The organism is Anaerostipes sp. 494a (assembly GCF_001940315.1).
Classification (GTDB): domain Bacteria; phylum Bacillota; class Clostridia; order Lachnospirales; family Lachnospiraceae; genus Anaerostipes; species Anaerostipes faecalis.
On sequence record NZ_MJIF01000001.1, the window covers coordinates 2,288,555 to 2,303,776 of the forward strand.

At 35.8% G+C, this 15,222-nt stretch carries 10 protein-coding genes and 1 other annotated feature; of the genes, 8 read left to right on the forward strand and 2 right to left on the reverse strand.

Annotated elements, in window-relative coordinates; genetic code table 11:
* Positions 1 to 143 precede the first annotated feature (143 nt).
* Together ppdK and BHF70_RS11470 are read left to right on the forward strand one after the other, a co-directional pair.
* A complete protein-coding gene (ppdK, locus tag BHF70_RS11465; RefSeq protein ID WP_075760345.1) occupies positions 144 to 2,768 on the forward strand; it encodes a pyruvate, phosphate dikinase in 2,625 nt (874 codons plus the stop codon).
* Between the two features lie 195 nt (positions 2,769 to 2,963).
* On the forward strand, positions 2,964 to 4,373 hold the full coding sequence (locus BHF70_RS11470) for a phospholipase D family protein (RefSeq protein WP_075760346.1): 1,410 nt from the start codon (positions 2,964 to 2,966) through the stop codon (positions 4,371 to 4,373).
* A gap of 139 nt (positions 4,374 to 4,512) precedes the next feature.
* Here BHF70_RS11470 and ilvC read toward each other — a convergent pair whose 3' ends face one another.
* Both ilvC and BHF70_RS11480 read right to left on the reverse strand, forming a co-directional pair.
* Positions 4,513 to 5,529 (reverse strand): ketol-acid reductoisomerase, encoded by a 1,017-nt coding sequence (ilvC, locus tag BHF70_RS11475; RefSeq protein ID WP_075760347.1) that lies wholly within the window; start codon positions 5,527 to 5,529, stop codon positions 4,513 to 4,515.
* A gap of 74 nt (positions 5,530 to 5,603) precedes the next feature.
* Positions 5,604 to 6,617 carry a bile acid:sodium symporter family protein gene (locus BHF70_RS11480; protein WP_075760348.1) on the reverse strand — a complete coding sequence of 338 codons (1,014 nt, stop codon included), beginning with the start codon at positions 6,615 to 6,617 and terminating at the stop codon, positions 5,604 to 5,606.
* Between the two features lie 96 nt (positions 6,618 to 6,713).
* Positions 6,714 to 6,945 (reverse strand) — a binding site (T-box leader).
* Between the two features lie 199 nt (positions 6,946 to 7,144).
* Here BHF70_RS11480 and BHF70_RS11485 point away from each other — a divergent pair.
* The 6 genes from BHF70_RS11485 (at position 7,145) to BHF70_RS11510 (ending at position 15,022) form a co-directional block, all read left to right on the forward strand.
* A complete protein-coding gene (locus tag BHF70_RS11485; protein ID WP_075760349.1) occupies positions 7,145 to 8,179 on the forward strand; it encodes a metallophosphoesterase family protein in 1,035 nt (344 codons plus the stop codon).
* Between the two features lies 1 nt (position 8,180).
* Positions 8,181 to 9,515, forward strand: a complete 1,335-nt coding sequence (locus BHF70_RS11490) for an ATP-binding protein (protein WP_075760350.1) — start codon at positions 8,181 to 8,183, stop codon at positions 9,513 to 9,515.
* A 13-nt stretch (positions 9,516 to 9,528) separates the two neighbouring features.
* The gene (locus BHF70_RS11495) at positions 9,529 to 10,524 is read left to right on the forward strand and encodes a LacI family DNA-binding transcriptional regulator (protein WP_075760351.1); all 996 of its coding nucleotides are present in this window, start codon (positions 9,529 to 9,531) and stop codon (positions 10,522 to 10,524) included.
* A 135-nt stretch (positions 10,525 to 10,659) separates the two neighbouring features.
* Entirely contained in the window at positions 10,660 to 12,573 is a 1,914-nt protein-coding gene (locus BHF70_RS11500) for a sucrose-specific PTS transporter subunit IIBC (protein ID WP_075760352.1), read from the forward strand.
* A gap of 18 nt (positions 12,574 to 12,591) precedes the next feature.
* The gene (locus tag BHF70_RS11505) at positions 12,592 to 14,055 is read left to right on the forward strand and encodes a glycoside hydrolase family 32 protein (protein ID WP_075760353.1); all 1,464 of its coding nucleotides are present in this window, start codon (positions 12,592 to 12,594) and stop codon (positions 14,053 to 14,055) included.
* Positions 14,048 to 15,022, forward strand: coding sequence for a carbohydrate kinase family protein (locus BHF70_RS11510; RefSeq protein ID WP_075760354.1), 975 nt, complete (start codon positions 14,048 to 14,050; stop codon positions 15,020 to 15,022). Before BHF70_RS11505 ends, BHF70_RS11510 begins: the two co-directional genes overlap by 8 nt.
* Positions 15,023 to 15,222 lie beyond the last annotated feature (200 nt).

The window sequence follows — 15,222 nt, forward strand, 5'->3', positions numbered from 1 at the left end:
AATATGCAAAATAAATAAGAAAAAAAATAAAAATAAAATTTATTGTGAAAAACGCATAAAAATATTTCCCAAATCATAAGTTTTGTGTTACAATTAGACCAATGACATATGATATGACAACTTAAAATTTAGGAGGTAGAGACATGTCAACAAAATGGGTTTATCAATTTAGTGAAGGAAATGCTGAAATGCGTAACCTGCTTGGTGGAAAGGGAGCCAATCTGGCAGAAATGACAGGACTGGGTCTTCCAATCCCTCAAGGTTTCACTGTAACAACAGAAGCTTGTACAAACTACTATGACTGCGGCGGGAAAATCAGTGACGAAGTAGCAGGTCAGGTTTATGATGCTATGGCAGCTCTTGAAGAGATCCAGGGTAAAAAGTTCGGAGATCTGGAAGATCCTCTTTTAGTATCTGTTCGTTCCGGAGCAAGAGTATCTATGCCGGGTATGATGGATACAATTCTTAACTTAGGTCTGAATGATGTTGCTGTAGAAGGATTTGCAAAGAAAACAGGAAATCCACGTTTTGCATATGATTCTTATCGTCGTTTCATTCAGATGTTTGCTGATGTTGTAAAAGAAGTGGACAAAGCTAAATTTGAAGAAGTCCTGGATGATATGAAAGAGGACAAGGGTGTAAAATTTGATACGGATTTAGATGCAGATGACTTAAAAGAAGTTATTGCTCGATATAAAAAGATTTATAAAAAAGCTTTGGGAGAAGATTTCCCACAGGATCCAAAAGATCAGCTGTTTGAAGCAATCAAAGCAGTATTCCGTTCCTGGGATAATCCTCGTGCAATCTATTATCGTCGAATGAACGATATCCCTGGAGACTGGGGAACAGCTGTTAACGTTCAGACAATGGTATTTGGTAACATGGGAGATACATCAGGAACAGGTGTTGCATTCACAAGAAACCCATCCACAGGTGAAAAGCAGATTTATGGTGAATACCTCATCAATGCACAGGGTGAAGACGTAGTTGCCGGTGTTCGTACACCACAGCCAATCAGCAAATTAGCAGAAGATCTGCCAGAGTGTTATGAACAGTTCATGAATATTGCTCATACACTGGAAGATCACTATCGTGACATGCAGGATATGGAATTTACAATCCAGGAAGGAAAACTGTATTTCTTACAGACAAGAAATGGTAAGAGAACAGCTCCTGCAGCACTTCGTATTGCATGTGAATTAGTAGACGAAGGTATGATTTCTAAAGAAGAAGCTGTATCAAGAATTGAAGCTAAAGCACTGGATCAGTTATTACATCCAAATTTTGATCCAGAAGCAATTAAAGTAGCGATTCCTATTGGAACAGCACTTCCAGCATCTCCAGGAGCAGCAGCAGGTAAAGTATATTTTACAGCTGATGCAGCAAAACTTCATCATGAAGCAGGAGAAAAAGTTGTATTAGTTCGTTTGGAAACATCTCCAGAAGATATTGAAGGAATGCATGCAGCAGAAGGTATTCTGACAGCTCGTGGTGGTATGACATCTCATGCAGCTGTAGTTGCTCGTGGAATGGGTACAGCATGTGTAGCCGGATGTGGAGAAATTAAATTTAATGATGATAACACAGAGTTTACATTAGGTGGAAAAACAATAAAAGAAGGAGATTATATCTCTATTGATGGTTCCACAGGTAAGATTTACCTTGGAGAAATCCGTACAGTTCCTGCAAGCATTAGCGGAAACTTTGACCGTATTATGACATGGGCAGATGAAATCCGTACACTTCAGGTAAGAACAAACGCAGATACACCTGCAGATGCTCTTAATGCAGTTAAATTTGGAGCAGAAGGTATTGGACTTTGCCGTACAGAGCATATGTTCTTTGATGCAGAAAGAATTCCAAAGATTCGTCGTATGATTCTTTCAACAACAAAAGAAGCAAGAGAAATTGCTCTGAATCAGTTAATTCCTTATCAGAAGAAAGACTTCAAAGAATTATATGAAGTAATGGAAGGTAGACCGGTAACAATCCGTTTCTTAGATCCACCTCTTCATGAATTCCTTCCAAATACACTGGAAGAAATTACTGCACTTGCAAAAGATATGAATGTAACAGTAGAAGAAATCAATATGAGACGTGCGTCTCTCCATGAATTTAATCCAATGATGGGTCATCGTGGATGCCGTCTTGCTGTTACTTATCCGGAAATTGCAAAAATGCAGACGAGAGCTGTTATGGAAGCTGCAATTGAAGTAAAACAGGAAAAAGGATATAACATCGTTCCTGAAATCATGATTCCATTAGTAGGAGAAAAGAAAGAACTTGCATATGTTAAAAATGTGGTTGTAGAAACAGCTGAAAAAGTGAAAGCTTACTATGAATCAGATATTGAATACAAAGTTGGTACAATGATCGAGATTCCTCGTGCTGCATTGCTTGCAGATGAAATTGCAGAAGAAGCTGAATTCTTCTCATTTGGAACAAATGACTTAACTCAGATGACATTTGGATTCTCTCGAGATGATGCTGGTAAATTCCTTGAGTCTTATTATGAGAATAAGATTTATGAATCTGATCCATTTGCAAGATTAGATCAGAAGGGTGTTGGTCAGTTAGTTGAAATGGCTGCTAAGAAGGGTAAAGCAACTCGTCCGGATATTCATCTTGGAATCTGTGGAGAACATGGTGGAGATCCATCTTCTGTAGAGTTCTGCTACAGAGCTGGATTAGACTATGTATCCTGCTCACCATTCCGTGTACCAATTGCAAGACTTGCAGCTGCACAGGCAGTATTAAATGACAAATAAGTCTTAAATAGACCTCTATAAAATTTATATAAGATAAAAACCCGTTGTCAAATTTATTTGATAGCGGGTTTTTATTTCAATTAGATAGTCTGAAGACAAAAGAAGAATTGATTTTATGATATAATGTATCTAAAATGAAAAAAATTACTTTAATTGTAGTAAATATCATCCATGAATGAAGACGGAGGTGACAGAATGAATAGAAAAAAAGTCTTAAAGATAATTGTTTTCTCTTTACTGGCATATGTTGTTTACTTTGTTATAGGGATGCTTGCACCATTTATTCAGATGAAATCTGTTAGTTCAGATTATAAAAAAGAAATAGATGTTACATCATTTTATAATCAGAATAATAGGAGCAGTCATGAATATGCCAAAATCATTGAATCCAATAAGGAGGCACTGGATGTGCGACTTGATATGATAAAACGAGCTAAAGAGGAAATCATTTTATCGACTTTTGATATAAGAGAAGGAAATAGCACAACAGATATGTTTTCAGTAATGACAGAGGCAGCAGACCGTGGAGTAAAAGTTAAAATTCTGGTAGATGGACTTTATGGAACTCTTCATATGGAGGGACGAGATATTTTCAAAGCATTTGGCAGTCATCCTAATGTGGAGATACGATTCTATAATACACCGAATCTTTTAAAACCATGGACAGTGCATGGTTGCCTTCATGATAAGTATCTTGTGGTAGATCAGCAGTACCTTTTAATGGGTGGAAGAAACAATTTCGATTATTTTCTTGGAGAACAGAGAAAAGGAAAATCGCTAGGCTTGGATAGGGAAATATTAATATATAATAAAGGGTCAGAAAAAGATAGTTCTGTTAATCAGGTGAAAAATTATTTTAGAAAAGTATGGAATCTTAATGTCTGTAAAACAAAATTTAATAAGTGGTCAAAAGAAAAAAGAACATCTCAAATTCAAAAGTTGAAAAAGCATGCAGAGAAAATACACAATATAGGATATGATTATGAAAAAGAGACGATATCTATAGAGAAAGCAACATTGGTAACAAATCCAACTCATATTTATGGAAAAGAACCATATGTGTGGGAAACTTTGAAGCAGCTGATGATATCAGCCGATCAGCGTATATTGATTCATACGCCATACGCTGTTTTTTCAAAGGAAATGTACAAGGGAATGAAAGAAATTAAAAGAAAAGTTCCTGACACAACTATAATTCTGAATTCCATTGCCTCAGGAGATAATATTTGTGCTTCAGCAGATTACAAAAAAAACAGGAAAAACATTGTGGGTACAGGCGTAAAAGTTTATGAGTATATGGGGAAACATTCTACGCATGGAAAGTCTCTAATTATCGATGATGATATTGCAGTTGTAGGATCATATAATTTTGATTGCAGAAGTACTTATGTGGATACAGAAACTATGCTTGTGGTTCATGGTAAAGAGATTACAAAACAGTTGGAGCAGAATCTCAATCTGTTAAAAGATGGTTCCCTGGAAGTTGACGAAAATGAAAATTATAAAAAGAATAATGCTGTTGAAGAACGTATGGGTGATGGTAAAAAAGAACGATTAATTACTTTTTTATCCTATATAGTACAGGGATTTCGATATTTAATATAAGATTAGACAGGCCTAGATTTTACATAAAAGGAGTAATTCGTATCATAAAAGAAATGAACAGGCAGCAGTTGGATACTGCAACTGCTGCCTGCTGATGGTAAAAAGTTTTTGCTTTGTTCTTAATTTATGTAAGGAAAGATTAGTTGTTGATTAATTTGTCTTCATTGCTCCAGCTGTATAATTTACGTACTTCTTCTCCAACTACTTCTGATGGATGTTCTGCAGCTAATTTTCTCATAGCTTTAAAGTGTACCTGTGATCCGGCATCAGACATGTCTAATAAGAAGTCTTTTGCAAATGTTCCATCCTGGATATCAGTAAGAATCTGTTTCATTGCTTTCTTAGTATCTTCTGTAATGATCTTTGATCCTGTAATGTAGTCACCATATTCTGCTGTGTTGGAAATAGAGTATCTCATTCCTGCAAATCCTGACTGGTAAATCAGGTCAACGATCAGTTTCATTTCATGGATACATTCAAAGTATGCATTTCTTGGATCATATCCAGCTTCTACTAATGTTTCGAAACCTGCCTGCATTAATGCGCAAACTCCACCACAAAGTACTGCCTGTTCTCCGAAAAGGTCTGTTTCTGTTTCTGTTCTGAAAGTTGTTTCAAGAACACCGGCTCTAGCTCCACCAATTCCAAGTCCGTACGCAAGAGCTAAGTCTAAAGCTTTTCCTGTAGCATCCTGTTCAACAGCTACTAAACAAGGAGTTCCTTTTCCTGCCTGATACTCACTTCTTACAGTATGTCCTGGTGCCTTTGGAGCGATCATTGTTACGTCAACATCTTTTGGAGGTGTGATACATCCAAAGTGAATGTTGAAACCGTGAGCGAACATTAACATGTTTCCAGCTTCCAGATTTGGTTCGATGGATTCTTTGTATAATTTTGCCTGTTTTTCATCATTGATCAGGATCATGATAATATCAGCTTTTTTAGCAGCTTCTGCAGAAGTATAAACTTTAAATCCCTGTTTTTCAGCTTTTTCCCAGGATCTGCTTCCTTCATACAGACCAATGATAACGTTACATCCAGATTCTCTTAAGTTAAGGGCATGTGCATGTCCCTGACTTCCATAACCGATGATAGCGATGGTTTTTCCATCTAAAAGTGATAAGTTACAGTCTTCTTGATAATAAATCTTTGCCATTTTGCATTCCTCCATTTAAAAAATTTATATAAGTTTATATAGTAAAGGGATAATCCCGTTACGTGCATAAAATATTAGTTTAATACGTGTTTTGCGGAAACTTTTTCTTTGTCTGTCCATGAAAAAAATCCAGCCAGTAGAGTACCGGAAATTGAATGCCATACACAGGAAACTGCACAAATAATTGCAGATTCTGGTGTAGATGCAAATTGGGCGGTTGTTGTTGCAAGGTTTGTTGCAAGACCTGCATTTTGCATACCTACTTCAATGGAAATAGTACGTTTCTTTGCGGTATTCATACCGGTAAGTTTTCCGGCAGTATATCCAAGAAGATATCCTAAGCTGTTATGAAGCAGTACTGCGATGAACACTACTACACCTGACTGGAAGAAGTTTGATCCCTGAGAAGAAATAACTCCACCGACAACACAGGCGAGACCTATAACTGCAACACCAGGCATAACCTTTTGTATTTCCTGGAACCATTGTTTGTTTCCGTAAAGATAGTTGATAACAAATCCAATAGCAACAGGTATAATAACTGTTTCGATAATTGAAACCAACATTGGAAATCCCTGAATAGATATTTTTGTACCACTTGCAAGGAAAGAAACCATAAGCGGTGTCATAACTGGTGATAAAATAGTAGATACAGTAGTCATTCCAACAGAAAAAGCCACATCTCCACCACAAAGATAAGACATAATGTTGGAAGATACACCTCCAGGACAACATCCTACTAAAATAAGACCAAGGGCAATACCGTCTGGAAGGTGCAAAGCTTTGGATACGGTAAATGCCAGAAATGGCATGATCAGGTACTGCGCTACCGCACCGATACATATGTCAAAAGGACGTTTTGCAAGTATTTTAAAATCCTCAGTTGTTAAAGTCAGTCCCATACTAAACATGATGATACCAAGGATAATTGACTGACTGGTAAATTTGTTGGAAACCGGATCCAAAAATAACTGATAATTGACCCATCGCATAAGTCTTGGGACAAAAAAGGTAACAACTGCAATAGCGATTACGACTATGGAAGTGTAATCAGATAGTAATTTGCTGAATTTCTGTAATGTTTTCATAAATAATCCTCCTGATATATATAAACTAAAAATTAATTTAAAACGCAAAGGTGAAAAGTCCATTTCAATCAAAAAAATCCCTTTCAGATATAAACTGAAAGGGACGAAATAATCCGCGTTACCACCCTGTTTCTGCAAAATATTCTGCAGCACTCTAAACGTACCAGTATACGTCGTCCTTGTAACGGAGGATTCCGGCGTGACCTACTTATATTTCAGCCAGCTTCTTAGAGATGATATCTGTCCTTACCGATATACCTGTTTTCACCATCCACAGGCTCTCTGATTATCTGCATAAAAACAGCTTTGTTCTCTTCAACGAATTTCGGTGAACTTTCTTCGATTTGCTATCACTTATTATAGTCTTACAAAAATAAATGTCAAGATAAATTTTTTTCATTTTAAAAAAAGAACATGGAGATTTTGATAGAGTATGTCAAAAATATCTGAAAATCTGAAGACTTGTCCCTTAAGTTTTGTTAGGATATAATAGAAAACAAAACAGATTAGAAAAGGCAGGTGGTATTTTGAAATTTCTTCATATTGCGGATATTCACTGGGGTGCAAGGCCGGATCGAGATAAGTCATGGGGAATAATAAGGGAAAAAGAAATAAAAGAAACTTTTCAAAGAGTGATAGACTATGCAAATGAGCATCAGATAGATTTACTTTTGATTTCTGGAGATTTTTTTCATCAGCTGCCATCTTATCAGGAAGTCCGAGAAGTGGATTATCTTCTTTCAAAACTTTTGAATACAAAGACGGTGTGGATTGCAGGAAACCATGACCATTTAACAGAAAACAATTCGTTAAGTAATTATCCTTTTCAGTCAGACACAGTATTATTAAAAGGTCCTTCTATGGAAAAGGTTTATTTTAAGGATTTAGAGACAACAGTCTATGGTTTTAGTTATTGGACGGATCAGATTGCAAAACCGCTATATGATGATATACATCCAACCCAAAAAGATGGTATTCATATTTTGCTTGCACACGGAGGAGATCAGACTCATATTCCTATTTCCAGGGAAAAACTGAAATGGTCTGGATTTGACTATATTGCTTTGGGCCATATCCATAAACCGGAGATTATCTTTGAAGATCTTATGGCATATGCTGGTTCTCTGGAACCAATAGAAAAGACAGAAACAGAAAGACATGGTTTTATTGAAGGTGAAATCACAGAAGAAAAGCAGATTATTAGATTTGTGCCGTTTGCCAGGCGGAGATATGAAGATTTGGAAATTAATATTTCAGAGGATATGAGTGGTGAAGAAATTCTTGATTTAGTAGAAACAGAAATCAGGAATTATGGAGAAGATAATATTTATCAGATTTTTTTCTATGGCACAAAGGATCCCATGGTTCAGCTAGATTTTGAATGCTTGATGGAGAAATATTATATTTTACAGATACAATTTCATGTGGATAGTCAATGGGATTATGAGGTGTTATCTAAGGAGGACAATCTTTTGATACAAAATATTGCAGAATTACTGAAAAATGAACCGGAAGCATTAGAATATGCTATGGAAGCTTTATCTGTATCCAGGGAGAATTAAAATGGAGATAAAGGAAATAAACATCAGTGGATTTGGAAAATTTTATAATTATCACGTTCTTTTTTCTGATGGAATTCAGGTGATTTATGGAAAAAACGAGGCGGGAAAAACCACATTACGTAAGTTTATCATTGCTATGTTGTTTGGATTGGAAAAAGGGAGAGGTCTGGCAGCGAGAAATGATGATTATTCAAAATACCGTCCTCTGAAAGGGGGATTGTACGGTGGAAGCATGGTGATCTCTCATGATGGACAGCGTTATCGCATCTGGAGAAATATGGAAACTGGTCAGCAGGAACTGCGTCTGTTTTATGAAGATACCATGGAGGAGATACCTTTACAGGGAAAGGAACTGAAGGATGTTCTATTTGAAAGTTCAAAAGAAGCCTTTTTGAACACTGTATCTATGACTCAGTCAGATATAAGAACAGGGAAAGAGATGCAGCAGATTCTTCAGAATTCTATGGCAAATCTAAGCAGGAGCCAGAATGTAAAACTGGATATTGGAAAAGCAGTCAATTATTTAAAAGAAAAGCGAAGAGAAATAAAAAAGAATGTAGTATTTGCACAGGTGATAGAATACCGTCAAAGGTTAAAAGAACATCCATTTCAAGAGTCCAGGCTGCAGGAATATGAAAAAGAGGAAGAAAAACTTCAACGGAAACTATACCAGAAACGGAAAATTTCTATTTTGGGGAAATTTCTATTATTTATAAAAAGGTTATTTGGAATTGATGAGGAAGCTTTGCGAAAAAAAGAAATTTTTCATGATTTGGAAATCCTTCAGTTGAAAAAGAAACATCTGCTGGAAGAGAAAAAGCGAAAAGAACAGTTGGAACAGCAATATAATCAAAGTCTCCAACAGAGAAATCGGTTGGAGCAGGAAATCCATAGAATAGAAACTGCCATTCATGCCATTCAAGAGGCTGCTGGAAATGTTCAGAGAACTTTTGGAGATGATCTGAATGAAAAAATTTCGGAAACTTTTTCTCAGATGACAGGAAATTACTATGAAAAAGTCGTTATGGATACATCTATGAATATTATGGTAAAAAGAGATTTTGACTATATAGATATGAAATACCTGAGCAATGGTACAGTGGAACAGCTTTATTTTGCTCTTCGAATAGCAGCGGCAGATTTATTATATGAAAAGGATGGATTTCCATTACTTTTAGATGATGTGTTTGGAAATTACGATGAGGAAAGAATAGAGAGAACTTTGGCATTTCTAGACAGACAGCAAAAAAGGCAGGTTATTTTCTTTACGTGCCGTCAGGAGATGTTAAAGCTTCTTGAAAATGCAGAGATAGACTATCATTTGATTTGTTTGTAGTAAAGGAGATATTATGGCAAAGCAAAAAATGACTATGGCGGATATCGCAGAATTATCCGGAGTAGGAAAAAGTACTGTATCTCGCTATTTTAATGGCGGATATGTAAAACAGGCCACCAAAGAAAAAATACAAAAGGTTATTGAAGAGTATAACTATGAACCAAATGCTTTTGCCAGATTAAAGGCAAAAAAGAGCAATGTGATAGGAGTTGTTGTTCCCACACTAAATTCAAAAATCACAAGCCGGGTTATTACCAGTATTGATCGTTATCTAAGAGATAAAGAGTATACAACATTAATAAAAAATTCTGATCATGATATCGATTTGGAACTTCAGAATATTCAGCGTCTTATTAATCTGAATGTGGATGGGATTTTAATCAGTTCTATATCTATTACCAAGGAACATAAAAAAATATTTGAAGAAGCACAGATTCCAATCGTTGTTCTTGCACAGGATTATGAAGAAGGTATTTCTATTGTTGATGATGATTATAACGCAGGAAGATATATGGGTCGATATATTGGGAAAAACGCTCATAAAAAAGTTGCATATATCGGAGTATATGAGATAGATGAAGCTGTAGGAATCAGGAGAAAGCAAGGCGTTATGGATGGACTTGCGGAATATGGTATTACAGATATTATCGTGGGGAAAAGTGATTACAGTTTTATTGGAGGACAGAAAGTCACCAGGGAAATTTTAGAAGCGGTTGAAGATGTAGATGCTATTATTTGTGCAACAGACAGATTGGCTTTTGGAGCATATAAGATTCTCCAGAAGAAAGGGAAAAAAATTCCGGAAGATGTTTCGGTAACAGGTTTTGGAGGATATGATGAAAGCAGCTTACTTACACCAGAGCTTACCACATTGAAATTTGATTCCTACGGGATGGGATATCTGGGAGCGGAAACTGTTTTAAAAATGATTAAAGGAGAACCGGTATCTAAAAAACAGATTGTAGAATACGAATTCATTGAAGGGACAAGCGTAAAAAAGAAGAAATAATGATTTCTTCTTTTTTTTAAAATTATATGGAACCGATACCATAAAAGAATTGACAAAAAAGAAAAAGAAATATATAATACAAATATGGAACCGATACCATAAAAATACGAAATAATTTTTTAAAGGAGAGAAGATATGGATTACGCAAAAATTGCCAGTCAGGTAATTGAAAATGTCGGCGGAAAAGAAAATATTAAAAGTGTTCAGCATTGTGCAACTAGATTACGTTTACAGCTTAAAAATAATGATCTGAGAAATGAAGATGCAATCAGCGATGTGGAGGGAGTAAAAGGAGTATTCCTTACACAGTCACAGTTCCAGATTATTTTTGGGTCTGGACTTGTAAATCTTGTTTGTGATGAAGTGCAGAAACAATTGGGTAATCTGGTTGAAACTGAATCAGCCGATGAAGAGGAAGAAAAAAAAGGAAATCCTTTACAGCGTTTTGTGAAAATGCTCAGTGATATTTTTGTTCCGATTATCCCGGCAATTGTTGCAGGCGGTCTTTTAATGGGATTAAATAACATTCTGACTTCAGGACTATTTGACGGAAAATCAGTTATTGATTTATATCCGCAGTGGAAAGGGCTTGCAACGGCAATTAATACCTTTGCAAATGCACCATTTACATTTTTACCTGTATTAATTGGATTTAGTGCAACCAAAAAATTTGGTGGAAATCCATATCTTGGTGCTGCAATGGGAATGATCATGGTGCATCCGGATTTGCTGAATGCCTACAGTATCGGGGTAGCCGAAGCACCTGTATGGGATATTTTTGGATTTAAGATTGCAGCTATTGGATATCAGGGAACAGTACTTCCTGTACTTGCAGTAGCATTTATTCTTGCAACAATAGAAAAAAAATTACATAAAGTAACACCTACTTGGCTGGATAATTTAACAACACCATTGTTATCCATTATGATTACATCCTTTTTAACATTTATCTGTGTAGGACCAATATTAAGAGAAGCAGGAAATCTTCTGGCAGCTGGAATTACATGGGTATACAATACATTAGGGTTTATTGGAGGCGGATTATTTGGACTTGCTTATGCACCAATCTGTCTGACAGGTATGCATCACAGCTTTATTGCAATTGAAACACAGCTGATTGCAGATGTTGCTCATACAGGAGGAAGTTTTATCTTTACAACAGCCAGTATGAATAATGTGGCACAGGGAGCAGCAGTTCTTGCAGTATTATTCTTAACAAAAAATGAAAAAATGAAATCTATTTGTTCTGCATCTGGTGTTTCTGCATTGCTTGGAATTACAGAACCAGCTATGTTTGGTGTAACTCTGAAATTAAAATATCCATTCTATGCAGCAATTATCGGGTCTGCAGCGGGAAGTGCATATTGTGCAGCGACAAAAGTTCTGGCACAGGCATTAGGAGCAGCAGGTATTCCTGGATTTATTTCAATGAAACCGGAGGCATATTTGAACTTTGGAATTGGTCTGGTAATTTCCATGGCAGTTTCAGCAGTATTGACTATGATTTTCTGGAAGAAATTTAATATTGAAGGAGAAGAACAGGAAACAAAAACAATTGAAACAAAAGAAACTGTAGAAACAGAAGAAGTAGTTTTAGAAAGAGAAGTTACTTTATATTCTCCAATGAAGGGAGAAGTAGTGCCTATAGATCAGTCTGAAGATCCGGTATTTTCATCTAAGACAATGGGAGATGGTGTTGCAATCAATCCAGAGGAAGGGGTTGTTTATGCACCTGCAGATGGAAGAATCAGTCTTGTATTTCCAACAAAGCATGCTATAGGAATGACACTGAATAATGGAGCTGAAATTCTTATTCATGCCGGAATTGATACTGTAAAAATGGAAGGTGAAGGTTTTGACGTGTATGTGGAAGCTGGACAAAAAGTAAAAAGAGGAGATAAGCTTTTATCTTTTGATATGAATCTTGTTGTGGAAAAAGGTTATAAGACACAGACAATGTTATTGATTGCAGAAAGTAACGGAAAAGAATTAAATATAAAACCAGGTAATATGGCGGATAATGATACAGAAGTCGTGATTTTAAAATAAAATCAGAAAGGTAAGAAGATGTTTAAGAAATACGAAAAAGTCCTGAAAAAAGATTATGAGATATGGTATAAACAAAATGAAGAATATAGACAAAAGGTTGCAAAAGACCCCAAACGATTAAAAATTCATTTGATGCCAGAAACAGGATGGTTAAATGATCCTAATGGGTTATGCCAGTTTAAAGGAACTTATCACATTTTTTATCAGTATACACCTTTTGAACCCACTGGTGAGTTGAAATTATGGGGGCACTATACAACCAGAGATTTTATTCAGTATCAACAGCATGAACCAGTTTTATTCCCGGATTCTGATTTGGATAAGCATGGAGTATATTCAGGTTCAGCCTTTATTGAAAATGATACAGTGAATTTCTTCTATACAGGAAATATTAAATATTTCGATAGAGATGATTACGACTATATTAATTCAGGACGTGGAAGTAATACGATTTTAGTAACGAGCAAAGATGGATTTGAATTCTCAGAGAAAGAGTTATTAATGACAACTGATGATTATCCGGAGGATATGAGTAATCATATACGTGATCCAAAGGTTTTTAAGCGTGGAGAAAAATACTATATGGTTCTTGGCGCAAGGGATCGAAGTGGAGTCGGAATGATTCTGATGTATGTGTCAGATGATATGAAAAACTGGAAATATAAAAATCGTATTACTACCAGAGAAAAGTTTGGATATATGTGGGAATGTCCGGATGTATTTGAACTGGATGGACAGCTGTTTATTATTTGCTGTCCTCAGGGAGTAGAGCAGAAGGGAATTGACTTTGAAAATGTTCATCAGACAACAGTTATGAAACTTTCTTACGATTTTGATACAGATGAATATGACATTACAGATATTAAACTATTGGATCGCGGATTTGATTTTTATGCACCACAGACATTTGAAGATGAGCAGGGAAGAAGAATACTGATAGGCTGGATGGGAATTCCAGATGCTGAATATACAAATCCAACCACAGAGAATGGATGGCAGCATGCGCTGACTATCCCAAGAAAACTTTCTATAAAAAATGATCGGCTGATTCAAGAACCGATTGAAGAATTGAAAAATCTCCGAAGCCATGATAAATCAGTCTGCACTTTTTATGATGGGCAGGAAATTATTTTGGGGAATGTTGTGTATGAAGCCAATGTAGAGTATAATGAATGCATCAACATGGAAATGACATTAAGAGATGGAATTACATTGTCTTACAAAGATGAAATTCTCACATTGAATTTAGGTGCATTTGGATCAGGAAGGGAGACCAGAAAGGTTCATGTAAGATCCCTGAAGCATCTTCAGATTTTTGCTGATACGACATCTTTGGAAATTTTCGTAAATCATGGAGAGGAAGTTTTTACATCAAGGATTTACAGTATGGAAGGAAGAATTTCAATTTTGGGACAATGTGAAGGCATAATGACAGTTTATCCATTAAAGTCATTTTCTATAGAAGGAGGATGTAATGAATAACAGATTATGTGGAATTGGAGAAGCTCTTATTGATTTTATTCCAGAGTTAAAAGGTCAAAGACTGAAGGATGTACCATCTTTTACAAGGGTGGCAGGTGGAGCACCTGCAAATGTTGTAGGAGCAGTCACAAAACTTGGAATCCCATCTAAATTTTTAACAAAACTTGGAGATGATCCATTTGGTGATTATATTGTAGAAGTTTTGGATGAAGCAGGAATTGATACATCTAATATTGCCAGAGATCAGGAAGGTGAAACTGCACTTGCATTTGTTTCCCTGGCAGCAGATGGAAATCGTGATTTTAAATTTTATAGAAAAAACAGTGCAGATTTACGTTACAGTGTGGAAGATATCCCAGAAGATATTCTCAATGATTGTGGAATGATTCATTTTTGTAGTGTAGATTTGGTGGATTCTCCTATGAAAGAAGCTCATAAGAAGCTGATCGAGATGGCAATTGAGCAGGATGTTATGGTATCTTTTGATCCTAATTTACGTTTTTCACTATGGGATGATCTGGATCAGTTAAAAAAGACGGTTAATGATTTTCTGCCGTACGCTGATATTATTAAGATTTCTGATGAAGAACTGGAATTTATTACAGGGTATTCAGATATCAAAGATGCAGTACCTGAATTGCTTTCCGGTCGTGGAAAATATGTGATTTACACGAAAGGAAAAGATGGTGCAGAAATCTACACCCAAAATGGTATGGTAGAAGCTCCGGGATATACTATTGAAGTACGTGATACAACAGGAGCAGGAGATTCTTTTATTGGTGCTTTCTTATTCTGTATTTTAAGAGATCAGGTAAAGAATCTGGATTCAGTATCAGAAGAAAAATTATATGAATATCTTGATTTTGCCAATGCATATGCAGCTTATACAACAACAAAGGAAGGTGCATTAGCAGCAATGGCAACCGGTGAAGAAATGATTGACTGGATGAAACAATTGAAAAAATAATTAAAGATCTGATAATAAATATTCTTTTGTTTCAATAAGACAAAGAAAAGACAGTTTTTTTGTTATTCAGAGATAAATATTTCTTTTTTTAAACAATTGTATTGACGAATCAGCAGGAATAGTGATATTCTTCATCCATAGAAAAATAAAAGATTACGGCAAAGGAGCTGGAGTATAAGACTTCAGCTCCTTTTGTTGTT